We start from the raw sequence: 25086 nt of genomic DNA on the forward strand, positions 1-25086 counted from the left end.
TCGTTAACAATCCCATCTACCCCTACTTTATGGCAAAGAGCTCAAAAGTCATGGAATGTTTTACCATATATTTTTATATCAAAAGTTACATAACTTTCCCTTATATAACTTTTGATATAAAATATAATAAAGTATACAATATGTTTTCACATTTAAACTTGAACATTATAAAACAAAAACTATTATATTTACTACATTGGAGATGATACTTATGGGAAAAGTTAAAATCAGACTAGCAAAGGAAACAGATGCTGAAGAAATATTAGAAATATATACACCATATATCACTAATACAGCAATTACTTTTGAATATGATATACCAAATATTAGTGATTTTAAAAATAGAATAAAAACAATTTGTTCAAAATATCCATATCTAGTATGTTTAATTGATGAAAAAATTGTTGGATATACTTATGCTCATGAACATAATGAAAGAACTGCTTATCAATGGAATGCTGGATTATCAATTTATATTGATGAAAGGTTTGTAAGTTGTAAAATAGGCATAGCTCTTTATAATTCAATAATAGATATATTAAAATTACAAAATATTCAAAACTTATATGTTAGCATTGCATCGCCTAATATTAAAAGCGAAAGACTTCACCAACACTTTGGTTTCAAACCATGTGGAATTTATCATAATACAGGATATAAGTTTGGTAGTTGGCATGATGTTATGTTATTTGAAAAATACATAGGTACTCATCCTATAAAACCAGACTACATAAAAACAATCAAACAAATTGATACGAAAGAAATCGACACTATTTTAAAAAAAAGCAGTCTTCTTGTCAAATTACTTTAAAATAAAAACTTTAAATAAACCAAAATAAAAATAAGAAAGTAACTTTAAAATAAGTATTTTAAAGTTACTTTCTTATTTTTTATTAAATTTTATAATAATAGTCATATTAACGTAAATACTATAAAAAGAGTTTAAATTTATTTATTTAGTAAAATTAAATCAAAATAGAAAAAATGGAAGGAGAATAATTGATGATAAAACTGATTGGTATATTAATAGTTGTGATTGGATTTATACTTAAAATTGATACATTATTTACTGTATTATTAGCAGGAATAGCAACAGGACTTGTAGCAGGATTAGATTTTAACCAAATCTTTACAACTCTAGGAGATTCTTTTGTCTCAAATAGAGGTGTGTCATTGTTTATACTAACATTACCTGTAATTGGTGTTTTAGAAAGATATGGATTAAAACAAAGAGCAGTTTCTCTAATAGAAAAATTACAAAGACTCACAACAGGAAAAGTACTGAGTATATATATGTTTGCTAGACAAATAGCTGGAGCCTTATCAATAAGAATGAGTGGACATCCTCAATTTGTAAGACCACTTGTTAACCCCATGGCACAAGCTGCTGGATTAAGCAATAGTGATGAATTAAAAGAATCAGACGAAGAAGCTATAAAAGCATTATCTGCTGCATCAGAAAACTATGGTAACTTCTATGGTCAAAACTTATTTGCAGGTAGCAGTGGAGTTTTACTTATAGCATCTACTCTTACTCAATTTGGATATAATGTAACTGGAATTGAGATTGTAAAAGCTAATATCATTATGGCCGTAATAGCATTTATAGCTGCCACAATCCAATTTACTCTATATGATAAAAAATTAAATAAAAGTCATAAGAGATAGATTTATTTAGGAGGTATAAAAGTGCAAAATTTTATAAACATATCATTAGAAATTTTTTATGCATTAATGGGGCTTTTAATGATTGTCATAGCATACAGGTCTTTTACTACAATAGACAATAATAAAAAATACGGTACATCATTATTTTGGATACTAATATCACTACCATTTATATTTGGAAGATTAATTCCAGCTAATATAATAGGAATCATACTAATATTATCTAGTTTATTAACACTTACTAAACAAGTCATATTTGCAAAATACGAAGAGCCAAATGAAAATTTTGGGAAAGAACAGGCAGACAAACTTAAAAATAAAATATTCATACCATCATTAATATTAGCTTTTGCAGCAGTAATTGTAGCTATGAGTCTTTCTAATTTCGATAATTCTTCACAGTTTGCAATAGGTGTAGGTTCAATAATTGCACTAATATCTGCTCTTATAATAACCAAATCAAAATCATCTACCTCAGTTCATGATGGTTCAAGATTATTGCAACAAATGGGACCAGCTAGCATGCTACCACAACTTTTGGTTGCATTAGGTGCTTTGTTTACTCAAGCTGGAGTTGGCGAAGTTATCTCAGGTATGATATCAGGAGTAGTTCCTACTGACAATAGATTATTTGGCGTTATAGCTTATGTATTGGGTATGGTTATATTTACTATGATAATGGGAAATGCATTTGCTGCATTTTCAGTCATAACGGCAGGAATTGGAATTCCTTTTGTATTGTCTCAAGGTGGAAATCCTGCTATAATTGGAGCATTAGCATTAACAGCAGGATATTGTGGAACTCTACTTACTCCAATGGCAGCTAATTTTAATATAGTTCCAGCCGCTTTACTTGAATGTAAAAATGATTATGTTGTTATAAAGTATCAAGCACCAGTTGCTTTAATATTAATTGTAGCACACATATTAGTAATGTATTTTTTAGGATTTTGATATAAATAGGAGGTAAAATAATGAAAGTTTTATTAACAGGGTTTGACCCATTTGGTGGAGAACCAATTAATCCCGCTCAAGAAGCTGTCGAAAGGGTCAAAGATAATATAAATGGCTCAGAAATTATAAAAATAACTATACCAACAGTTATGACAAAATCTGTTGAAGCAATAGATAAAGCTATTCAAAAACACAGCCCTGATATAGTAATATCAGTCGGACAAGCAGGAGGTAGATTTGATATTACACCTGAGAGAGTTGCTATAAATGTAGATGATTTTAGAATAAAAGATAATGAAGGAAATCAGGTTATAGACACGGTTATAAAAGAAGATGGTCAACCTGCATATTTTTCAAAATTACCTGTAAAAGCTATGGTAAAACATATGAATGAAAATAAAATTCCAGCTAGTGTTTCAAATACTGCAGGTACATTTGTTTGCAATCATGTAATGTATGGAATTCTTTACATGATAGATAAAAAATATCCTAATATAAAAGGAGGCTTCATACACATACCATACATGACTTCTCAAATAATAGATAAAAAGAATACACCATTTATGTCTTTAGAAGAAATAGTTAAAGGTTTGGAATTAGCCATAGAAGCTTGTGTAATCTACAAAGATGATATAAAAGAAATTGGTGGTGAAATTTCATAAAAAATATCTAAAATAAATTTTTTAAATTATAAATGAAAATAGACATTTTTTTAAATATAGACTGTAAGTATATTTGTTTAAATTCAAATTTACCTACAGTCTTTTACAATATGTACAATCTTCAAATGTAAAATTAAATTCTATTCTGTTCTCCCCACTCACACATTGCATCTAAAATCTTAATCAAAGACTTCCCTCTCTTTGATAAACTGTATTCTACTTTAGGTGGTATTTGAGGATATTCAGTACGAATAATCAAATCATCTGCTTCTAATTCCTTTAAAGATAAACTCAGAGTCTTATAAGAAATAGTCTTTATATAACGTTTTAGTTCATTATATCTAACAACTTTAAATTCAGCAAGGCAATAGAGAATTACCATCTTGTATTTTCCATTAATCAGTGAAAGTGTATAACTAAACCCTGTTTCACTTAAATCTGCTTGTGAGATACAATCCATATCCATGTGCTACACTCTCCTTTAGGTTAGTATTGAACAAAAATGTGCGTACTTGTCTTTTAGCTAATTTATAATAAAATTATAGTGTAAGAACAATTAAAAGTCAATTTGCTATAATACATATAAATTCTACTTAATACTAGTACTTTAGCATATTGTCAAATTTTAATTTATTTACTCTTTAATTCAAGTTATAAAAAACTTCTAACAAATGTAGTTTCATATCACTGATAAATTTAGTAATAGGAGGTGTTTTAAATGTAAATCTAAGAACAAATGGAATATACCTGTACTTATAGATTCATAGAAAACCTATTTTAGAAAAAGCAAAGACCCTTGAATATCTATTAAATAAATTTTACTGGAGGAATTTCTAATGAAAGTTTTATTAATAAATGGTAGCCCAAACCAATACGGGTGTACTTATACAGCATTAAATGAAGTTGCTAAAACATTAAATAAGCACGACATTGAAACCGAAATATTATATTTAGGTAAAAAACCAATACCAGGTTGTATTGCTTGCTCATCATGCTTTCAAACCGGCAAATGTACTTGGAATGATAAGGTCAATGAGTTAGCGAAAGAACTAGATAATATTGATGGTATTATTGTTGGTTCACCTGTATATTATTCTGGTGCAAGTGGACAACTAACTTCATTTCTTGACCGCTTATTTTTTTCAGCTGGAAGTAAAATGGCAAAGAAACTTGGTGCATCAGTTGTATCATGTCGACGTGGTGGAGCAACTGCAACATTTGACCAACTAAATAAATATTTCTCAATCAGTAATATGCCTATTGTATCATCACAGTACTGGAATCAGGTTCATGGTTTTACACCAGAGGATGTTATGAAAGATAAAGAGGGATTACAAACTATGAGAACTTTAGGTGAAAACATGGCATGGCTTCTTAAGTGTATTTCAGCTGGGCAAAAAACAGGAGTCAAAGACCCTCAATATGAAGAAAAAATTATGACTAATTTTATACAATAAATAATTTGGTTTTATTAATTGTTAATTTAAAATTAAAGTGATACTTAATAAATGGAATAGCGCATAGAAAGCAGTATAATACCTAAATAGTGGTTTTGATTCTATTTATATCAAAACCACTATTTTATTATTTAATCTGTTTAAAACGATTAATTTCTGACATGCTCAGTTATACCCTTCCATTTTCTTTTATAAAAATAGATTAACCCAATAATAGCTGGGAGTATTGGTGATAAAGATTGAGCAAAATAAACGCCTATAAATCCATATTCTAAAATAGTTCCTAGTGTATAACTAAGGGATAGTCTAATAACTACAGAATCTAATAATGCATTAAACATAGCTAGACTAGTAAAACCTATACCAGTTACAAATGAATCATAAATATGCATTACTGCATAAATCAAACTGTTAATTAAACAATAAATTCTAAGATACACAATTCCCTCTCTAATAACTGCTTGATTTTTAGACCCCCAAAATACAACTATTGATTCTGCAAATATTTGTACAAAAACAATGGAAATAAATGTTACAACCAAGCTTAATAATGACAGCTTGACCAACTGCCCAACATAGCATCCCTGCAAAAGTATTTATCTTCAATCCAATTCCAGATACTGCTGAGACAGCAACTCCATAATTATTTAACATGCCAGTCATTAATAAGTAGAATATATTGACCATAGACATTTGTATGAAATATAGAAAGTTATTAATAACCATACTTATCAATGTCTTCTATATTCTTAGATTTTTATCAAATACACTCCTAAAATATACAATATATATATATGTATTGGATAGTATAAATAAAACAAATATTTCATACTCTTACCTTTTTCTCCATTATAAAGCAACATAAAAGGAAGTGACGCAATCATCATCCATTGGTAATTTTCTAGAAGAGATTTTTTCAAGCTATAATCTCCTCCTGCTATGGCTACAAATATAAATATACACATCAAAAAATAACAAATACTTAAACTAAACTTCTTTCCTCTACATAAATAAAAAATAATCCCCAGTGCAATCAAAATTGGTCCACCTTCTACCAAAAATGGTACTGGTACAAAAATCATAATAAACATAAGTACTTTATCCGCTGAGCTAAAAAGTAAAGTTAATATAACGATTCCTAAAATTATAGGAACACTTATCATCAAAAGCCCTCTCACAAGATACTTTTTTTCTTTTTCTGTTCTAAATTTCTTTATAAATTCTATAGCCTGTAAATAAATTACTACCAAAAATAATGTTGCAAAAATATTATTCATAATAATTGAACCTTCTGGATTTTGGAAAGCAGTATTAATTATTTGATTCCCTATTGCCATAATGATAGCCCCTACATATAATCTAGCAATATACTTTTTTTTGTTGCTTGTATGACAAAACCCTTCTACTACCATAAACGTAAACAATGGTGCTGATATTCTACCTAACCAATGAAACCAAACTGGTATATGCATTGTTTGTGGCATAAAAGCTGCTATATGGTCAAATGTCATAAATACCAGTGCTAATATTTTAATAGTAAATCCATTGAAACCTTTTTTAAGAAAATCCATATCATATCTCCTACTTCTGATTTATTTTTATGACGACTTCTGTTCCTATTCCTATTTCACTATTCACATAAATACTACCTTTATGAATCTCTATTATCTCTTTAGAAATAGCCATTCCAAGACCAGAGCCTTTATGTAATTCACCTGTATTAGTACCTCTATAATATTTTTCAAAAATATGCTTTAAATCATTTTTACTTATTCCTACTCCACTATCTTTTATTATAATTTCTATAGTATCTTTTTTTACTATTTCTATTTTTATCAGAGTTTCTTCTTTATTATGCACTATTGAATTAAATATAAGATTTGTTATAGCTCTTCTAAATAAAATTGAATCTACATATACTTCAATTAAATCTTCATAACTTACAAACTCAATATTTCTATTTTTATATCTATTGTCATTTAGAATATCTATTATTATATTTCTAACCAAACTAACTAAATTTATTTTCTTCTTGTTCAAAACTAAGCTATTATTTTTTAATCGAGTTGATAAATTTAAATCATCAACCAAATTTTTTATATACTTGGACTTATTGTATATAATCTCTGTATATTCTCGTAATTCCTCTTCCACAAATTCATAATCTTTATCATTGATTATCTCTGCATATCCTTGTATAGAAGCCAGTGGTGTATTTATATCATGTGTTATATTAGCTAACCATTCCTCTCGCATCTCTTCATTTTCTTTTCTCTCTGCTTCGTTTACCCTCAATGTATCAGCCAACATATTGATATTTTCAAAAACTTCTTCATATATTCCCCTGTTTTTAAGATATAAACTATAATTTCCGTTAGCCATAGTTTCAATACTCCATATTACATTGGATATTGGCTTTGTAAGTTTTCTACTAAATAAGTATCCTATGCTTAAAGCTACCATCCCATCAATTACCAATGTCAAAGTGATAATTTTATTTAAAATTGCTTTAGCATTATCTTGAGAATAAGTTAAAATTATTCTCGATACATCTCTACTAGGCATACCTATTATTATATTTAGATGTTTGTTGCCTAAATATTTTTCTAAAACAAAATTAGTATACTCTGTTTCTATATATTTGTAGTTATTAACCATTTGAAAAGGAGTATATTTTTTTGGAGTATTCGTTGGCACATTTACTCCATACAATTCTTCTCCTGAGTCATTTAAAACTTGTACCCAAGAATGTGATTTTTTTAATTTGTCAATGCCAGCTTTTGATAACTTGAACTCTCCATTTTTTTCATATAGATCTTTTTCAAAAGAACGAGCAAACTCTTCAGGACTGTTTTTAGAACCTACAACATTAAAAAAATTATTAGTCGAAATCACATATAAAATAGACGCAATATTTATAATAACCACTGATATAACTACAAATACGATTGTAAACATAAAGTTTCTAGTAATCTTCCACTTCATATTCTAATCTTCCTTTACTGCTAATTTATATCCAAGTCCTTTTATCGTAAGGATATATTCTGGCTTTGAAGGATTATCTTCTAATTTTTCTCTAATCTTTCTAATATGAACCATTATAGTATTATCAAATCCAATATAATCTTCACCCCATACTTTATCCCATAACTTTTCTTTACTTATAATTTGATTTTGATTGTGTGCAAATAAAGACAATATTTTTAATTCTTTTGCAGATAATGCAATAGACTTACCATCTTTTATGAGTTCTGCTCTACTTTCATTTAATTTATATGGACCAAATGATATAATCTTTTCTTTATTATCTGAGTTTATGCTTTCATTTTGTTCTTCATTAAAATAATTTAGTCTTCTTAGATGAGCTTTTGCCCTAAAAGCGACTTCTTTAGGACTAAAAGGCTTTGTAACATAATCATCGCCTCCAATTGCTAGTCCAAGTAATTTATCTAACTCTTCCGTCTTAGCTGATAAAAATATGATTGGTACATTAGAGTTTTTTCTTATTTCTTTACAAATATCGTACCCTTCACCATCTGGCAACATAATGTCCAGAATGATTAAGTTGGGATTATATTTTTAAATACTTCCAATCCTTCCTTTCTTGTTTTTGCAGTATACACATTGTTAAGACCTTCTTTCTTAAATACAGTTTCTAAGAGTTTTAAAATTTCTACCTCATCATCTATTACTAAAATGCTATTTTCCATAAATAACCTCCTATGATAATTTATCTATATATTAACATATATCTTCTCTAAGCTTCATTTATATTATTTTAAATCAAGTCAATATATAAACAAAATCATTGTTCTTTTTTATTCTTAATTAAAACCTTTTACTTGATGTAAAATTTTTATATGTTATTTTAGTTAATATTATTATCAATATGATTGAGATTAATATAGATAAACCTATTAAAGTATTTGGTACATTATACTTAACAATTTGTTGACTCATCATAATCCAGTTTGGAGTAATAGAAACAAATTTTATAGCATTATCTGGTATAAAGCCTGTAATAAAGTATGGAACAGCCATAATTAAGCCTCCTAATATGAAAGGCATTACAGCTGATTTAAATATTGAAGAAAGTGCTAGTCCTATTTGTGCAAATATGAAAGAACCAAAAATGACTGATACTATAACAATCAAGTACATTTGTATTACGGTAAGATTTAAATTACTATTACTAAAATACCATAAGTTCTTAATTGGTTCATTCAAATTTTTAAATTCAAAAAAACTAAATCCTCTAATCCCAACCAATAATACAAAAGAAATGTTAATCATGGACAAAGTCAATCCATTAGCTATTATTTTTGATACTACTACTGACTTTTTCCCATTTTTAGTTGTATTTATTAGACTTGTCATATTAGAATCATATTCTTTTGTATAGTTTCCAGAAGTTATTATAAACATTATCAACCCTATTAAAGGTATAGAACCCTCTATCTTATAAAATATATCTGAATATGTGTCAAAAACATTAAATTTTCTAATCAATACAAACCCAAATAATAGTAAAAATATCCAAAGCATCCAAACACTTTTTAATTTTAAGGCTTTTATTATTTCTGCTTTAACTAAATTTATCATATCTGTTATATCTCCTTTGCATCTTCTAAATCAAAGTAAAGCATATATACATCCTCAAATTTTGCTTGAACTAGTTGTGCATTAGCTTCAGTTGGAGTATTTTCTGACACAACTCTAATTACTATTGAATTAACATCACTTTGAATACTTATAACTTTATATTTAGATTGAATCTCATCAATATCACACTCATCTTCAACTTGAATATTATAAACTTTATCTTGCATATGATTTAATATTTCTTTATGTGTTCCTTTCATAAGAAGTTTACCATTTTTAATCATTATTGTTTCTTTTGCAACTGATTCTATATCTGAAATTATATGAGTAGAAAGAATTATTATCTTATCCCTTGATATTTTTGCTATTAGATTTCTAAACCTCGCTCTTTCTTGTGGGTCAAGGCCTGCTGTTGGTTCATCAAGTACTATTATTTTAGGATTGTTTAATAAAACTTGTGCTATGCCAACTCTTCTTTTCATACCTCCAGAGAATTTTCCTATAGCCTTATTTCTGACATCATAAAGACCTACTAGCTCTAACAATTCATCTATCCTACAATTTAAATTTCTACCTTTTAGACCTTTCAACGCTCCTATATATTGTAAAAATTGTCTAGCTGTAAAGTTTTTATATACTCCAAATTCTTGTGGTAAATATCCTAAAATATTTCTATAATCATCATCCATATTAAATATATCCTTACCATTGTAAAGTATTTGCCCACTCTCAGGTTTTATTAGTGTGGTTATTTGTTTCATTAGAGTGGATTTTCCTGCTCCATTTGGTCCTAAAAGACCATAAACTCCATTTTCTAATGTAACTGTAATTTTATCATTTACTACTTTTTTTCCATATATCTTTGAAATATTTTTAACTTCTAATTTATTCATTTTAATTCCCCTTTTATCTATTTATATACTTTGACTTTATTACTGAGAAACACAAAGTCATTATACCTAAAAATATTACTACTAAAAGTCCTATTGATAGATTGACAATATCTATATTCATTTTAAATATTCTAATATCACCTAAATAATTTCCTATTATTTTATTAAATCCAAATATTAAATCATAGTAATTTACCGTTGAAATAATCGAAAGCAATCCTTTAGGTAATATGTGAACTACTGACATCACTTTAGCTACAGCTATACTTAAAATAAGAAAACCTACTGATGATATTGAAGATTTGCTAATAAAAGAACCTAACATAGCTATCATTGCCCATCCTTCAAACATTAAAATATCTATAGCTATATTTGATATTACATAATTGGTTATATTTGAATTTGCTTTTAATGTAGCTATATTGTCTACTATCCTAAACGATTCTAAGTCACCATTAATTGGTAATCCTTGTTGTATGCAGGTCATAATAAATATCCAGATTAAATAAACAAAATAAATTACTAATGGTATAAATATAGCAATAACTATTTTAGATTTTAATGCCTTTTCCTTCTCTTTTGATGATAGTATAATATCTTTTACTGAAGAAGTTACTTCATCTGTATAAAGATTTGATACAGTTATGATTATGACAATCAACATCCCTATATTTATAAGTGAATTTGTGGCTCTATAATTAAATACCTTCCAAAAGTCAACATTTTTATATTCATCAACATTTAGATTATCAAGTTTTTCTTTTGACATGGATTTAATCTTTTTAGAAAATTTATCACTATATGTTTGATTTGAAAGTTGTTTTAAAATATCAAGTTTTTTTTGAAATTTATCATTAGCTATATCTGTTCTATTACTTGTATATTCTATATGACCTTTTTTCTCATCAATATAATAATCTTCTGTTTCTAAAACAGGTTTAACAAATATACTGATTAATAATATGAATATTAATATCCCTAAAGATATCAACATGCTCTTAGATTTAATCAATTTCTTTATTTCCCAACTTATCAATATACATTTCCTCCTAAGTCTTTTTAATTGCTTTTTATTTATATACATAATAAAACTTAAATCTTATATCAATATAATTCTAACCTTAAATAAAACTTAAATTATGTGTTTAGTTTTATTCGCTACTTATTTTTATTGTAATTTTTTAGTTTACATTTTTTATAATAAACTTGCTATACTTTTATTAATAGGATTAAATCTAAGATAAGTTGGTGATTGTATGAAAAGTATAGATATTTATACAAAATTAAAAATAATCTTCTTAACATCTATGGCTATGTTTATTATTGGAGCAGCATTTATCTTTTTTATAGAAAATTATATAGTATCAATTATTTTTGTACTTGTTGGTATTTTTATTGATTGGAAATTTTATCGTTGCCCAAATTGTAATCATTATTTAGATTCAAGAATGGAACTTGTAAAGAATAGTACTTATTGCCCATATTGCGGAAAAATTATCAAATAGTGACTTAAAATGCATTTTATATTTAAAAGGAATTTTTTAATATAAAAACTTTATTATTAATAATCAAGATATTACATATAAATAATATAGTTTAACCAAATTTAATTGCATTGTTTTATTTATTTTTATAAAAGAACATATATATGTGTTATAGATATGCTCTTATCTTTTTTGTTGTCTCTTAAAATTTTTTATCATAACAAAAAAGATATAAAGAGTTATCTACAAGCTCTTTATATCTTTTAAATATCTATAAGTAAATCAATTAGTTTTTATATCTGTTTTAAAATATCTATCTTAAAGTTCTTACTAACAATAAATTTTATTTTTTATATTATTGTTAATTTTAATATTCTAGCATTTCACTTTATTTATTCTTACATTCATTTTAATAATATATCCTGAATACTTTTTTAGTTTATCCTCTACTTTGAATCTAATTAATTCAAATATATAAACCTTTAATTCAATCTATTCATGTAAACCTTATCAGTTTATTGTCAGAGTTTATTCTTCAAAAAATAAATATAATTTTATAATATTTTTTAATCTAAAACAAGCATGTTGAATAATAAATCATATTCTAGTATTATTAACTTGTAGAATAAAAGCTAAATTGGTAAAACTAGAAAAATTTAGTAATAAAGTTATAGTGATAAGTACTAAAAAATTCTTTGTAAGTTATGTTAACAAATTAGCACATATATAATTTTTTTATTTTTACTAAAGTTTTTAGGGGGATGGATAATATGTTTATTGGAGAAATAGACAGATGTACACATATATTGACTGCTTATATAAGTAGTTCATATGATTATTGTAATTTTATAGATACACAATTAGATGATTTTATATCAGAATATGGAGAAACTGTAGTTGAATCTTGTTTATATCAAGTTTTATTGTTAGTAAGTAGATATAATTAAAATTAAGTTTCATTTTCTAGAAAAACCTTTTTAGATTTTCTACCTTAAATAACTATATAATTTTTTATACTTTTCAAGTAACTATAACTTATTTTAAAGTAAAGATGTATTGGGAGTACATCTTTACTTTTTCACTATATAATTTAAAAGTATATACTATAAAATAAAACAACTATACAAATTACATCCTTTATATTCTCTTGAAACACAAGAATCATTCTATACACATATTCTACAATTTCATCAAATATGAATCTAAGTTTTTACTACTCCAAATTTTATCTATCTATAACGCAAATCATATTTATAAAATATCCCCCTATTATACTTAAATCATATATAAAGTAACATCAATATTTAGAATATTCAATATCAATTGCGTAACTGGTCAATAAAAATGTATAACTAGACAAATTTCCATATTTATATAAAAAATTCAAGAAAAATAATCATTTTATTTAGATATATTTTTTATTTTTTTATTTAATTTATATTAAAAAATATCACTAATAAAGATTTTAATTAGTGATTTTCAAAGTATTAATCACAGAAAATTATATACCTGTAAATTAACTTTAGCATTTCTAATTTATAAAATAAAAGCCCAGCAAAATCTTTACTGGGCTTTTATTTTATAAATTGAGTTTATTATTTTCACCCCATTTACACATTTCTTCTAAAATAGGCATTAATGACAATCCCCTTTTGGAAAGTGAATATTCAACTTTAGGAGGAATTTGAGGATATTCTTTGCGTATGATAATACCATCTCGTTCCAATTCTTTTAACTGATTATTGAGAATCTTATCAGTTATTGAACCAATACATCTTTTAAGTTCTCCATAACGTAATACATCATACTCGACTAACCAAAACATTATAATCATCTTCCATTTTCCTCCAATAATTGAAAGAGTATATCCAAATGGTGTAGAAGTTATATTAGTTAAATCAGATGTATTATAGTTTTTCATACTCATTTAATCACCATCCTATAATAAAGATACTATCCTAAATGTTAGTACCTTACTTAAAAGTAAATACTTGTTTAAATATAAGATAGCACATATACTTATATAAATAAAAGTTACAAATTATGAGGAGATGACTTTCATGAAAAAATGTAAAATAGAAGTAATAAAAACAACATTCCATAAAGATTTAGCAGATGAGTATGGATGTAAAGGTATTGGAAAATGCCCTATGCATAAAGTAGGAGAAGTATTTTTTGGAGATTTTGCTAAACCTGAAAAATTATGTGACGAAGCATGGAAAGCAATGTATCAATATGTATTTGCTTTGTCTCATGGTAGTGAAAAATTTTACTATGGAGATTGGATAGATAAAGAAGGAGTGGCTATATGCTCCTGTAATGATGGAATTCGTCCTGTCATTTTTAAAATTGAGAGAACTGATGAAGAATCTAAAATGGAATATAAACCCATAAGATAGATAATAGTCTTAAACTAATTTTACTAATCATATTTTAAATGCATTATTCCAATTTATTCCTTAAAATTTAATGCTTATAGTGAAATATAGTACTAAAATTAAATTAATGAAATACAATAAAAGGAAATTGTATATTGTACAATTTATGTCATAAAAAAGATTCATTTAAATCGATTTTAAAAACTGTTAAGTAATGTACCTAATATTTTTTTAATCCAGTTATAAAGAGAATACTCCTACCAATAGATGTCTCTAACATGATTATAATATATGATAAATCTTGTTCATTTTGTCATATATTATAATCTTATTAATTCCTAATATATTTTTTGTAATACAAAATTCCCTAATGTAAGAATCCTTTGAAATTTCACTTTTATATAATTTTATTATTTTATTCTCTCCATAATCATAAATTTTAGATGTATTTCCTTTACCAATACATTCGTATTGTTTCATTATTTTCATCCTCTCAAATTCAATAATATTTATTATTATTTAATAGTATTTATAACTCAGATTTGATATAATACATAGGGTAAAATTTTAATTAATAAACCCTATATATTTACTTATATATTAAAGCTAACAAATTTAAAACTAAGGAGAGCTATATGTTAAAAGCAATAAAAGGAAATATAATTTTTACAAAGACTTCAGATACTTTCACAGTATTTGAAAATAGCTACATTATACTAAACAAAGGCAAAGTAAAAGGTGTCTTTAAAGATATACCTAAAGAATATAAAAACTCAGAAATCATAGACTATACTGATAAACTTATAATACCTGGTATGAACGACCTTCATTGCCATGCACCTCAGTTTAGAAATTTAGGCATGGCTATGGACAAGGAACTTATACCATGGCTTGAAACTTATACATTCCCAGAAGAATCAAAGTATATAGATATAGAATATGCTACAAAGATGTATAAAAAATTTGTAAAAGAAGTATGGAAATCAGGTACTACTAGAATAGCTGTATTTGCAACAATACATAAAGAAGCATCTATGAAACTTATGGATATTTTTAAAGAAGCTGGTCTTGGAGCATATGTTGGTAAAGTAAATATGAACATGAATTGTCCTGACACTCTACTAGAAAATACTGAGGATTCTATCAACGATACAGAAGAAATAATAAACAAATACAGTGACATAAATTCTATTGTAAAACCAATTATAACTCCTAGATTTATACCTAGTTGTACAAGTAATCTCTTAAGGGAATTAGGAGATTTATGTTTAAAGTATAATGTTCCTATACAATCACATTTATCTGAAAACCATGATGAAATTGAATGGGTTAAAAGTTTAGAACCTGAATCTAAATTTTACGGAGATGCCTACAATAGATACAATTTATTTGGTCAAACAGCTACATTAATGGCTCATTGTATTCACTGCTCTCAAGAAGAAATAGATTTAATGAAAGAAAATGAGGTTATGGCTGTTCATTGTCCTGCTTCTAATTTTAATGTTGGTAGTGGAGCCATGCCTATTAGAAAATTACTTGATAATAATATTAAACTAGCTCTTGGTTCAGATATAAGTGGTGGTCATACATTGTCAATATTTAAAGCAATAGTATCTGCAATCCAGCTATCTAAATTATACTGGGTAAATTCTAATAAGAAATGTAATTTCCTATCGTTATCTGAGGCTTTTTATATTGCAACTAAAAGTGGAGGAAGTTTTTTTGGAAAAGTTGGTAGCTTTGAAGAAAATTATGATTTTGATGCATTAATTATTGATGATTCAGATTTAAATCATGACAGCTACTCTATACTTGAAAGACTTGAAAGATTTATCTATGTTGGTGATGACAGAAATATTATTCATAGATATGTATGTGGAAAATTAATTGAGGAACCTTCTGTAGAATTATAATAAAAATTTTTATTGTACATAACTTACTTAATTCATATACTCAATAAAAAGAGTATGTACTAAAATCCATGAAATCATAGATTAAAACATACTCTTTTAGATTATCTTTGATTTATTTCTAGTTGTATTTAATTTTAATAATTATATTGTGTTTTTCATAGTCAGTTTTATTTCTAAACTTTAATTTATACACATTACTCTTAATCCTTAAATAAGAATGCTACAATTTTTATGAAGTTTAACTAAATTACTCTTTGTAATACCCTTCTAAGCTTTAATTTTAGTTTTATTGTATGCTTTGCATACAATAACTATTAAGCCTATACCTATAATCACCAAAGCTATTCTACTTATTACAAATCTCTGTGGAATATCAAATGCAAGATTCCCCATCGTGTCTGCAACTTTACTCTCTAATATAGAGTTCACTAAATTTTTACCAGATATAATAGATAGTGTACCAGAATTTGTTATAAGAAATATTATTGGAATAAAAATATATAGAAAGTTTCCATTTATATTACCAATAAACATGCCCATACCTGATATAAATAACACAGATGGTATTAAAATTAGAATTATAGGTTTTATAAATTGACTAAAATCATTAAATTGAAATAATCTATTGTAAAAAATAAAACTTATTGCAATTACAACTGCAACTGTTAGAAGATACGCAACTGCTATTGTAAAACTTTTTAAGCAAAAATATGTTGTAGGTTTTATCTTAGTGCTCATAGTAATTGTCCTTACAGCTTCTTCTCTCTTTGAAAAGATGTACGTGCAAAACACAAGAACTATAACTAGTAAAAATGGATTTACATCAAGTAAAAAACCAGAATAACTCCACTCTGAAAATGGTGCTGTGTCGTTTAAACCATAGATTGTCTTTGTCTTAAGGACATGGTAGGAGAACCATCCTGTTATTAATATTAAAACCAAATATACCTTAGAGAATAACAATCTCTTCATTTCATATTTTATTATTTTTAAATTATTCAAAATTCAATTCCTCCCCTGTAAGATTACAAGTCTTTAAGAAATCATCATATTTTAATATATTGTACTTATATTTGTTATATAAGTCTTTAAGAATAGCTTCAAACTTATCTTGTCCTAAAATCTCTTCTGCCTTCAAAATTTGTAATGGCATTTTGTTATATAGAAGTCTCATAGAATTAGGTGATAAAATATTGAATACATAATTTTCAGGCAATTTTTCCAAATACTGCGGATTATTCATATAGAAATTTCTCTTAAGCTTATCATTTTCTTCTTTCCAATTATCTATAGTTTTTTTACTATACTCTTTTCCATACTCGTATTCCATGAACTTATTAGTTGCATAATTTGTTATTCCTTCTGGTGACCAAGGAGGTGTCATTTGGTCAACTTGTACTATAATCCCCCACCACTGGTGGCATATTTCATGAGCCAAAACTTCAGATCCATTTTCTCCCTCTCCTATGTGAGTATCAAATACATCTGGGTTGAAAATACTTTCATCCATATAACTTATATTCTCATGTGCTTTTCCTCCAGTTACCTGTCCTGATGAGGCTCCTCCTTCTACTAGCTTAAGCGGAATAACTTTATAACGTTCTAGTTCTCCATATTGTTTTGTATAGAAATTGATAGAATCTTTTATAATTTTCTCTGCATTCATTTTATTTATTTTATCTCCATGCTTTCTATTATAGTAAAATTGCACATCAATCCCACCTGCTTTTATATCTTTTTTTACATAGTCTGCAGCTATTATAGTCAACATTATTCCTCTTGTGCTAAATTTCCATGTACATTCATTATCCTTTTTATCACCTTTTACCTTTTCTGTACTGATTCCACTTACTACAGGTGTTATTCCAGTAGGTAGAGTTATATTACCATGAATCATCGATTCCATTGTATTCATAGCATCAACTTTAGGTTTTGGAAATATTGAACCTTTACTACGTAACTCAACCTTATCTTTACTTATTGTATCTCCTGCAAGAATAGTTTCAAATAGTTGATTGTTTATTAATTTCCCTCCATACTCAATTTCAATTTTAAGATTTTTTTCTTTAGGTATATTCAAACTAAGTCTTCCTTCTGCTTGTTTCTTCTTAGAAATATCATATTTAGCTTTCTTACCATTTATCTTAATATCTTTAATATCGTATCCAGGATTTAAATCAAATTCCAAGTTTTGATTTTCTCCACTAGTATTTTCCATAGTGTATTGTATTTTGCCATCTAATCTTGCCTTTTTAGGATTTATTTTTATATCAAGATCTGAATCAAGTAATTTTATATTCTTATTTAGCTTTTCATCAGCACCAGTAGACATAACAGCACCTGAGCCAGACTTCTTATCTGATACCTTTTCCATTTTAGGTGGAGGAGTATCATCATAATATGGTTCAAATGCATATACACTATAAGAACCTGCAATTAATACTATAGTTAAAATTGATAGTGATACCTTTTTCATATTAATTAGTATAGATGAAAAAACATTTTTTTCATATTTTCTTGTGCATATCACACCTAATAAATACGTTGATATTGATATAAAACTCCAAAGTAGTCTATTCCAACATAAAGCTTTTAATTGCAAAGTATTCCCAAAGCTATCAGAATAAATAGTAACTTTTGTCTGTACCCAATCAATAAGATAACTATCTTTTATATTTATAGATAAAAATACTAGAACAAGGAGTATAATCATACTTAAATCAATACGTCTTGTTATAGAATAAAATCCTGCTGAAAGTAAAATACCAAATAATAAGGCTGGTAACATTAAAACTAAATAGTTTATAAGATAAGTACTTAAACTAAAATTATCACCCATCTTAATGATAGAATATGGAAAACATATAATCATCGAAATTATTACAGATACTATAGTTGATACAAGAATAGAAATCACTCTAGCTAAATTTAAACTTTTAGCATCCATAATAGTTTCTATGATACCATTGGTTTTGTTTCTATAAATACTATCCATCTCATATATTGTAAACATTGAGAATAAAACTGTACATATTAAAGCCCCTAACTTTGCTGGATTAAGTAAAACAGGTATACTCAAACTAAGTGATTGTCCTGAACTACCTTGGGGCAATAATCCAGGATTTTCATACATTATTATTGATAGACCTGGTATCAGTGCTATTACTACTATGAAAGTCCATGTAATCTTTGAGCTAAAAAGCCTCTTTATCTCATCTTTGATAAATTTAATTGATTGCATTACTTTATCTCCTCCTCAGATATTAAAAGCATATACGCATCCTCTAATGATGGCTCTACAGGTATCGCAAATTCTGGAAGATTATGACTTACAATACGATATGAAGTCCCTGTTGTAGTAAGAATACTTGATGTAACTTTAAATTTGCTTGTTTTATTGCTATGTATTTTTCCATTTTTATCTTCATAAACTCCAACATGTCTCTCCGCTTTTTTAATTAACTCTTCAGAACTTCCATCAAATAGCACATTTCCTTTATTTATTACTATCAATCTATTACATACAGACTGAACATCTTCTATAATATGTGTGGACAATATTACAATCTTATCTCTTGAGTTTTTTGAAAATAAATTACGGAAGTTTATTCTCTCCTCAGGGTCTAGTCCGACTGTAGGTTCATCTAGTATTAATAACTCTGGATTTCCCATTATTGCTTGAGCTATTCCAACTCTCTGTTTTTGACCACCTGATAGGGTCTTAATCTTTGAATTTCTCTTTTCTAATAAATTAGTTTGACTAATAACTTCTTCTATTATCTTTTTTGTGTTCTTATTAATACCTTTTAAAACTGACATGTACTCAAGAAATTGATACACTGTCAACTCATCATACAAACCAAATTCTTGTGGTAAATATCCTAATTTACTTTTTAAATCTGTTTCATTCTGTTTAAGGGGTTTACCATTTACTAAAATCTGACCTGAAGTTTGAAGTATTCTTGAAGTCAAAAGTTTCATTAAAGTACTCTTACCTGCTCCATTAGGATATTATAATTTAGTCCGAATAATTAAAACATCTATAACAATTGAAATAAGTGGTATCCAATCAAATGGACACCACTTATTTTATTCATCAATATCATCTTCTTTTAAATTTTTAAAATACTCTTCTAACTTATCTAAGCTTTTACTATCTAAAACTTCATCATCATGCAGGGCTGAAATTAAACTCTTAAATGAATTGTTGTGCATAAAACTAAAGAAACTTTTTGTCTCAACCTTTAAATAATCTGTTTCCTTTATAGCTATAGTATAATATGTACATCTAACTACCTTATCAGTAGTTAAAAATCCTTTGTCTACTAAATTTTTTAGGAATGTTAGTGTTGTACTCTTTTTCCAATCATACTTTAACTTCATAGCTTCTATGACATCCCTTGAGGCTAAGATATCATCCACTCCCCAAATATATTTCATCAGTTTTAGTTCTGCATGTGGTAATTTATTAATCTTCATTAGTTTACACCTCTTACCAATTTATGTATAATTAAATTTTATACCAATAAGAGTGTGTAATCAATTGAATTAGAATATATATTTATTCCAATTTATTCCATATAAAAAATAAGCACTCCTATAAAAAGAGTGCTTTGGTGTATGTTAATGTATATATCTAATACAATTATAACATGTCTTATGTTCTAGTATGATAATTTTTGTTCGTTTTATTGTTACAACTTCTACTATAGTTTTATGTATTTCTTTTTAAATAATAAAAAACTACTTATTTTATTAATAATATAGATAAGTAATATTTATAAAATATTTTTTTATTTTAAATTTATTTTTTATATTGCATGACAACCATAAAATGTTATATATTCTTAACAAGAAGTTAAAAATACATCACATTGCATAGTATGGGAGGAATTATTAATGAAAAATTTTAAAGAACTAAATAAGCTTGGATTTTTAGGTTTCTTAGGTTTTCTAGGGCTAATTGGTATATTATATACTGGTGAAATACATACAATTAGCTTCTGTGCGTTTTTTGTTTTCTTTAGATACTTTAATATAATGCCAGATGAATTATTTAAAGAAAATTTAAGAAAAGCAGCAACACCAGCATTTTTCTTAACACTTACATCATTATCAGCATCTATGGTTATATCTATTATTTCAGATAAAACTTCTAATATAGAAAATGGACTAGGAATTAGCTTTTCTATAGCAATGATTAGTTTTATAGGAATTTTCGCATATCTACAACATAAAGAAGGAAAAGGATTAGAATAATGATAATTCGTTCAAAAACTAAAGAATATAGAGCAAGGTACAATATGAATCAAGAAGAACTTGCATCATTGGTAGGTGTAAGAAGAGAAACTATTGGCAACCTAGAAAACGGAAAATATAATCCTTCATTGAAACTAGCATTTGATATTGCTAATGTATTTAATGTAAGCATAGAAGAAATTTTTGAATATATAAAGGATTAACAACTTAAAGCAAGAGAATTGTAATAATAAAAATATAGTTCTCTTGTTTTTATGTTATAAAAAATGATATTTCTAGTTTTATGTATCATGTTAATATTTGTAATATTTTAGATACTCTTTGTACTTATGTTACTGATATACTTTGATTAAGAAAATTAAATCTATTTTGCTAAATTATGAAGGAGGTATCCTACTATGAATTTTGGGAATATCAATCTTATACTTATTGGAGTGGGAATTATAGTATTAACTACAATAATATCTTTAATTAAACCTAAAACTAGTTTTTGCAGTGAAAAATATTTTAATAAATTAGAATCAATGTATGGAAATATAGATAGGAAAAGAACTGTTAAACTGGAATTGCTTTATCGCTATGTAATAGGCTTTGAATATATAGCTATAAGTTTATTAGATATTACAATAATAGCAATTATATTAATAGTTATTATAACAGCAATCTTATATTATTTAATTAGGAAAAGGTATATTGTTATATAAACTTTAAATTTATTAAAAAAGAAGGTAACAACTAACTCTAGTTGCTACCTTTCAATCTATTTAACTAAGTTTTCTACTTCACTAAATGCTTTCTCATTTCCATTTCCACCAATTTGAGTTATATTTTTAAACTTTTTATTCTTGATTAACTCTTTTTGGCTATTATCTAATCCATTTCCAACTAATACTACTGGAGATTCCGTTTTACCTGCGAGTACTCCTACGGATAAAGCATCTACTAAATCATCTTGTTTATTCATTCCATTCTTAGCTATATATAAGTCATTAAGTGTATCTTTACTATAGAAATGATTTATTACTTTTGAGTTAGTTTCTGTTCTATCAGAACCTGCTATTTTAGTTACAGATGGTAATGTATTACTCACTTCTTTACTATTAAATAAAGATTCTCCACCTATTACATATGATTTTGATATGTTTTTATTAGCTATTAAGTCTTTTATATCTTTCATATCATCATTTTGATTAGTAAGAAGAATTGGCATTTCCTCTTTTGCTGATATAGCTCCCATACTTACTGCATCAGCTAATCCCTTTTCTCCATTTACTACTACTACTTTTGATAGATTAGAATTTTTATCTAATTCTTTTGCAAGTTTTATTGATGTTTCATATCTATCATTTCCAGATATTCTAATTACATTTAATCCCTTTTCCTTTAAATCAGATACTACTTTTTCATCAACAGACTTTAATCCACCTACTATGTACACATTTTTTGCTTCTAACCTATTTATTTCTTTTTCTGTTAATTTATTTAAGTTATTATTTTTAGTAAGTAATATTGGTGCATCTTTAGACTTAGCAAATGGTGTTGCTGATAAGGCATCAGATATACTAGAATCATTTATTAACACTATATTATCAGCTTTATTCCATCCTTTTTGACTTATTTTTACTGATGTTTCATTTCTATCTGAACCAACTATTTTTTTATTTGAGGTTGTTATTTTAGGTTTAGAAGACTCTTCATTTGTGGATGATGAACCTCCTCCACCTCCTGATAATACTGATTTTTTTTGATTTGACCAATCTAACTCTTCTAATTTTGTATTTTTGCTTACATCTAAACTAGCTAACCTATTTTCCCTACAATATAGCATCTCAAGTTCTGTGTTTTTTGTTACATCCAAGCTAGTTAATTCATTTTGTGAACAATTTAAACTCCTCATAAGAACATTATTACTTACATCCAAACTTGTTAATTTATTCTCTGAACAATTTAAACTCCTCATAAGAACATTATTACTTACATCCAAACTTGTTAATTTATTTTCTGAACAAGCTAAATTTCTTATCTTACTACTTTTATTTATATCTAAATTTGTTAATTTATTTTTTTGACAGTATAGGTTTAGAAGCTCTATGTTATCAGAAAAATTCAAATTCATTAATTCATTTTGTGAACAATCTAAGTATTTAAGATTGTTATTTTTACTTGTATTTAAACTATCTAATTTATTTTTATAACAAGTTAAATTTTCCAAGTCAATATTTTTACTTATATCCAAATCATTTATCTCATTGCCATAACAATATAATTCTACAAGTTCTATATTATTCTCTGTATTCAAATTTGTTAATTTGTTTACTGCACAATCTAGATATTTTAAATTCTTATTGCTGATTATATCCAAATCCTGTAGATTACTTTCACCACAAGTTAAATCTTCTAAATTAATACAATTTTCGATATTTAGATTACTTAATTGCTCTTGATTACAATATAGCTTTACAAGTTTTTCATGGTTTTTCAAATTTAAACTCTGCAATTTATTATTTTGACAACTTAATTTAATAAGTTCTTTATTATTATCTAAATTTATATTTGTTAATTGATTAAAGGAAAAGTTTAAATCTTGTAATTCTAAATTTGTAGATACATCTAAAGTATTTAAATTATTATACTCACACTTTAAAATTTTTAATTTCTGATTCTTAGATAAATTCAAACTACTTAATTCATTTTCAAAGCATAAAAGAGTTGTCAAATTAGTTGCTTTAGTTATATCTAAGTTTTTCAAATTATTTTTTCTACAGTTCAATTCTTCTAATTTAGAATTTTCTACAACTAAGTTTATTAGATTATTTTCCCCACAATGTACTGTTATCAACTCTTTATTATTACTTAAATCTAGACTTGTTAATTGATTTTCATTACAATATAATTCTTTTAAATTTATGTTGTTACTTAAATCTAGACTTGTTAACTGATTTCCTCTACAACTGAAATTTTCTAGCCCAATAAAATAATTAATTCCAGATAAATTTTCTATTGCTTTACTTCCTAATATTAAATCTTTTGTAGATTCTATAATCGTTTTTTGTGAAGTTCCAATTGGATTCCCATCATCTAAAATGCCTAGTTCATCACAAATTACTTTTCTAAAATTCTCATCTGGAAAAGCTTCTTTCATTGTCATATTTTCTAAGTTATTAATTTTCCTTGCTTCATATCTAACTTCCGTATTCTTCTCAATATCTTGTGCACTTATCTTATGTACTAAAGGTGATACAACTACCAATGAAAGTGATAAAATAACTGCTTTTTTACTTAAAGTTTTCATCCCCACACCTCAATTAAAGTAATATTTATTTAATTGAATTGTAGCACATATTATACAATTTCGAAATAAACTTTGAAATTAATATTCTAATCTTCAAATAATTTTTATTTTTTATAAAAAAATAAGGTAACAACTAATTTTAGCTGCTACCTTCTAATCATCAATGCTTAAATTTTGATACTCTAAAATTTTTAATTTGAGACTTGAATAACTGCTCAATCTCACCGACTATACTCTGTATCTTACTTTCATATCTTGAATCATAATATATATTTATCTCACCTATGCTATTTATGCTTATAGAATAATCTTTTCTTTCTATTATACATATGCTTCCACAATCTGATAAATCATTCTTGTATATTGATTTTAATTGTCTTTTTATCTTAAGAAAGTCTATTGCTGGATAAATATTATTTGGATAAAAACTTTTATCATTTATTAACATCTTATCCACCCCTTATCGTTTTATTTATAAAACTTTATACCTTATTAAAATTATATTAAACATATTTTTCCATATA

27 protein-coding genes and 1 pseudogene are annotated in these 25086 nt (G+C 26.2%); 12 read left to right on the forward strand and 16 right to left on the reverse strand.

The features are described 5' to 3' along the window. The first annotated feature begins 211 nt into the window (after nucleotides 1–211). From JJC01_11880 to pcp, 4 genes are all read left to right on the forward strand, one after another. Nucleotides 212–811: an N-acetyltransferase gene (locus tag JJC01_11880; GenBank protein UDN56877.1), complete on the forward strand. Its 600-nt coding sequence runs from the start codon at nucleotides 212–214 to the stop codon at nucleotides 809–811. Nucleotides 812–1002: 191 nt separating this feature from the next. Continuing rightward, nucleotides 1003–1668 (forward strand): DUF969 domain-containing protein, encoded by a 666-nt coding sequence (locus tag JJC01_11885; protein ID UDN56878.1) that lies wholly within the window; start codon nucleotides 1003–1005, stop codon nucleotides 1666–1668. 21 nt (nucleotides 1669–1689) lie between these two features. Next, nucleotides 1690–2622: a DUF979 domain-containing protein gene (locus tag JJC01_11890; GenBank protein UDN56879.1), complete on the forward strand. Its 933-nt coding sequence runs from the start codon at nucleotides 1690–1692 to the stop codon at nucleotides 2620–2622. A gap of 20 nt (nucleotides 2623–2642) precedes the next feature. Further along, nucleotides 2643–3284, forward strand: coding sequence for a pyroglutamyl-peptidase I (pcp, locus tag JJC01_11895; GenBank protein ID UDN56880.1), 642 nt, complete (start codon nucleotides 2643–2645; stop codon nucleotides 3282–3284). A gap of 133 nt (nucleotides 3285–3417) precedes the next feature. Here pcp and JJC01_11900 read toward each other — a convergent pair whose 3' ends face one another. Then, on the reverse strand, nucleotides 3418–3750 hold the full coding sequence (locus tag JJC01_11900) for a helix-turn-helix transcriptional regulator (GenBank protein UDN56881.1): 333 nt from the start codon (nucleotides 3748–3750) through the stop codon (nucleotides 3418–3420). Nucleotides 3751–4120: 370 nt separating this feature from the next. On the opposite strand from JJC01_11900, the gene JJC01_11905 reads away from it, so the two are divergent. After that, nucleotides 4121–4741 carry a flavodoxin family protein gene (locus tag JJC01_11905; protein UDN56882.1) on the forward strand — a complete coding sequence of 207 codons (621 nt, stop codon included), beginning with the start codon at nucleotides 4121–4123 and terminating at the stop codon, nucleotides 4739–4741. 149 nt (nucleotides 4742–4890) lie between these two features. Here JJC01_11905 and JJC01_11910 read toward each other — a convergent pair whose 3' ends face one another. The 7 genes and pseudogenes from JJC01_11910 to JJC01_11940 form a co-directional block, all read right to left on the reverse strand. Beyond that, nucleotides 4891–5331 (reverse strand): hypothetical protein, encoded by a 441-nt coding sequence (locus JJC01_11910; GenBank protein ID UDN56883.1) that lies wholly within the window; start codon nucleotides 5329–5331, stop codon nucleotides 4891–4893. A gap of 159 nt (nucleotides 5332–5490) precedes the next feature. Then, nucleotides 5491–6312, reverse strand: a complete 822-nt coding sequence (locus JJC01_11915; GenBank protein UDN56884.1) for a conjugal transfer protein TraX — start codon at nucleotides 6310–6312, stop codon at nucleotides 5491–5493. A 10-nt stretch (nucleotides 6313–6322) separates the two neighbouring features. Continuing rightward, complete coding sequence (locus JJC01_11920) at nucleotides 6323–7726, reverse strand: HAMP domain-containing histidine kinase (protein UDN56885.1); 1404 nt, start codon at nucleotides 7724–7726, stop codon at nucleotides 6323–6325. 3 nt (nucleotides 7727–7729) lie between these two features. After that, a pseudogene (locus JJC01_11925) lies at nucleotides 7730–8451 on the reverse strand (response regulator transcription factor). Between the two features lie 118 nt (nucleotides 8452–8569). After that, a complete protein-coding gene (locus tag JJC01_11930; protein UDN56886.1) occupies nucleotides 8570–9343 on the reverse strand; it encodes an ABC transporter permease in 774 nt (257 codons plus the stop codon). A gap of 5 nt (nucleotides 9344–9348) precedes the next feature. Continuing rightward, on the reverse strand, nucleotides 9349–10236 hold the full coding sequence (locus tag JJC01_11935; GenBank protein ID UDN56887.1) for an ABC transporter ATP-binding protein: 888 nt from the start codon (nucleotides 10234–10236) through the stop codon (nucleotides 9349–9351). A 13-nt stretch (nucleotides 10237–10249) separates the two neighbouring features. After that, nucleotides 10250–11272 carry a hypothetical protein gene (locus JJC01_11940; GenBank protein ID UDN56888.1) on the reverse strand — a complete coding sequence of 341 codons (1023 nt, stop codon included), beginning with the start codon at nucleotides 11270–11272 and terminating at the stop codon, nucleotides 10250–10252. Between the two features lie 220 nt (nucleotides 11273–11492). On the opposite strand from JJC01_11940, the gene JJC01_11945 reads away from it, so the two are divergent. Together JJC01_11945 and JJC01_11950 are read left to right on the forward strand one after the other, a co-directional pair. After that, a complete protein-coding gene (locus tag JJC01_11945; GenBank protein ID UDN56889.1) occupies nucleotides 11493–11741 on the forward strand; it encodes a hypothetical protein in 249 nt (82 codons plus the stop codon). Between the two features lie 749 nt (nucleotides 11742–12490). Next, nucleotides 12491–12667: a hypothetical protein gene (locus tag JJC01_11950; protein UDN56890.1), complete on the forward strand. Its 177-nt coding sequence runs from the start codon at nucleotides 12491–12493 to the stop codon at nucleotides 12665–12667. A 632-nt stretch (nucleotides 12668–13299) separates the two neighbouring features. Here the strand turns inward: JJC01_11950 and JJC01_11955 are convergent. Further along, nucleotides 13300–13647 (reverse strand): helix-turn-helix transcriptional regulator, encoded by a 348-nt coding sequence (locus JJC01_11955; protein UDN56891.1) that lies wholly within the window; start codon nucleotides 13645–13647, stop codon nucleotides 13300–13302. Between the two features lie 133 nt (nucleotides 13648–13780). Here JJC01_11955 and JJC01_11960 point away from each other — a divergent pair, with 133 nt between their 5' ends. Further along, on the forward strand, nucleotides 13781–14119 hold the full coding sequence (locus JJC01_11960) for a TIGR04076 family protein (GenBank protein UDN56892.1): 339 nt from the start codon (nucleotides 13781–13783) through the stop codon (nucleotides 14117–14119). A gap of 261 nt (nucleotides 14120–14380) precedes the next feature. On the opposite strand, the gene JJC01_11965 is transcribed toward JJC01_11960, so the two are convergent. Continuing rightward, a complete protein-coding gene (locus JJC01_11965) occupies nucleotides 14381–14578 on the reverse strand; it encodes a hypothetical protein (protein ID UDN56893.1) in 198 nt (65 codons plus the stop codon). 155 nt (nucleotides 14579–14733) lie between these two features. Here JJC01_11965 and JJC01_11970 point away from each other — a divergent pair, with 155 nt between their 5' ends. Next, nucleotides 14734–16011, forward strand: coding sequence for an amidohydrolase family protein (locus JJC01_11970; protein ID UDN56894.1), 1278 nt, complete (start codon nucleotides 14734–14736; stop codon nucleotides 16009–16011). 267 nt (nucleotides 16012–16278) lie between these two features. Here JJC01_11970 and JJC01_11975 read toward each other — a convergent pair whose 3' ends face one another. The 4 genes from JJC01_11975 to JJC01_11990 all read right to left on the reverse strand — a co-directional run bounded on the left by JJC01_11975 (nucleotide 16279) and on the right by JJC01_11990 (nucleotide 20490). After that, nucleotides 16279–17013: a hypothetical protein gene (locus JJC01_11975; GenBank protein ID UDN56895.1), complete on the reverse strand. Its 735-nt coding sequence runs from the start codon at nucleotides 17011–17013 to the stop codon at nucleotides 16279–16281. Further along, nucleotides 17006–19252 (reverse strand): hypothetical protein, encoded by a 2247-nt coding sequence (locus JJC01_11980; protein ID UDN56896.1) that lies wholly within the window; start codon nucleotides 19250–19252, stop codon nucleotides 17006–17008. Before JJC01_11980 ends, JJC01_11975 begins: the two co-directional genes overlap by 8 nt. Then, entirely contained in the window at nucleotides 19252–19992 is a 741-nt protein-coding gene (locus JJC01_11985; GenBank protein UDN56897.1) for an ATP-binding cassette domain-containing protein, read from the reverse strand. Before JJC01_11985 ends, JJC01_11980 begins: the two co-directional genes overlap by 1 nt. A gap of 108 nt (nucleotides 19993–20100) precedes the next feature. Further along, on the reverse strand, nucleotides 20101–20490 hold the full coding sequence (locus JJC01_11990) for a BlaI/MecI/CopY family transcriptional regulator (GenBank protein UDN56898.1): 390 nt from the start codon (nucleotides 20488–20490) through the stop codon (nucleotides 20101–20103). A gap of 420 nt (nucleotides 20491–20910) precedes the next feature. On the opposite strand from JJC01_11990, the gene JJC01_11995 reads away from it, so the two are divergent. The 3 genes from JJC01_11995 (at nucleotide 20911) to JJC01_12005 (ending at nucleotide 21974) form a co-directional block, all read left to right on the forward strand. Then, entirely contained in the window at nucleotides 20911–21270 is a 360-nt protein-coding gene (locus JJC01_11995; protein UDN56899.1) for a DUF3796 domain-containing protein, read from the forward strand. After that, complete coding sequence (locus tag JJC01_12000; GenBank protein ID UDN56900.1) at nucleotides 21270–21473, forward strand: helix-turn-helix transcriptional regulator; 204 nt, start codon at nucleotides 21270–21272, stop codon at nucleotides 21471–21473. The genes JJC01_11995 and JJC01_12000 overlap by 1 nt, the downstream gene beginning before the upstream one ends. A gap of 195 nt (nucleotides 21474–21668) precedes the next feature. After that, a complete protein-coding gene (locus JJC01_12005; GenBank protein UDN56901.1) occupies nucleotides 21669–21974 on the forward strand; it encodes a hypothetical protein in 306 nt (101 codons plus the stop codon). Nucleotides 21975–22030: 56 nt separating this feature from the next. Here the strand turns inward: JJC01_12005 and JJC01_12010 are convergent, their stop codons facing one another. Next, a complete protein-coding gene (locus JJC01_12010) occupies nucleotides 22031–24562 on the reverse strand; it encodes a cell wall-binding repeat-containing protein (GenBank protein ID UDN56902.1) in 2532 nt (843 codons plus the stop codon). 160 nt (nucleotides 24563–24722) lie between these two features. Next, a complete protein-coding gene (locus JJC01_12015) occupies nucleotides 24723–25010 on the reverse strand; it encodes a hypothetical protein (protein ID UDN56903.1) in 288 nt (95 codons plus the stop codon). Nucleotides 25011–25086: the final 76 nt, after the last annotated feature.

It is taken from the genome of Clostridioides sp. ES-S-0010-02 (assembly GCA_020641055.1).
Taxonomy (GTDB): domain Bacteria; phylum Bacillota; class Clostridia; order Peptostreptococcales; family Peptostreptococcaceae; genus Clostridioides.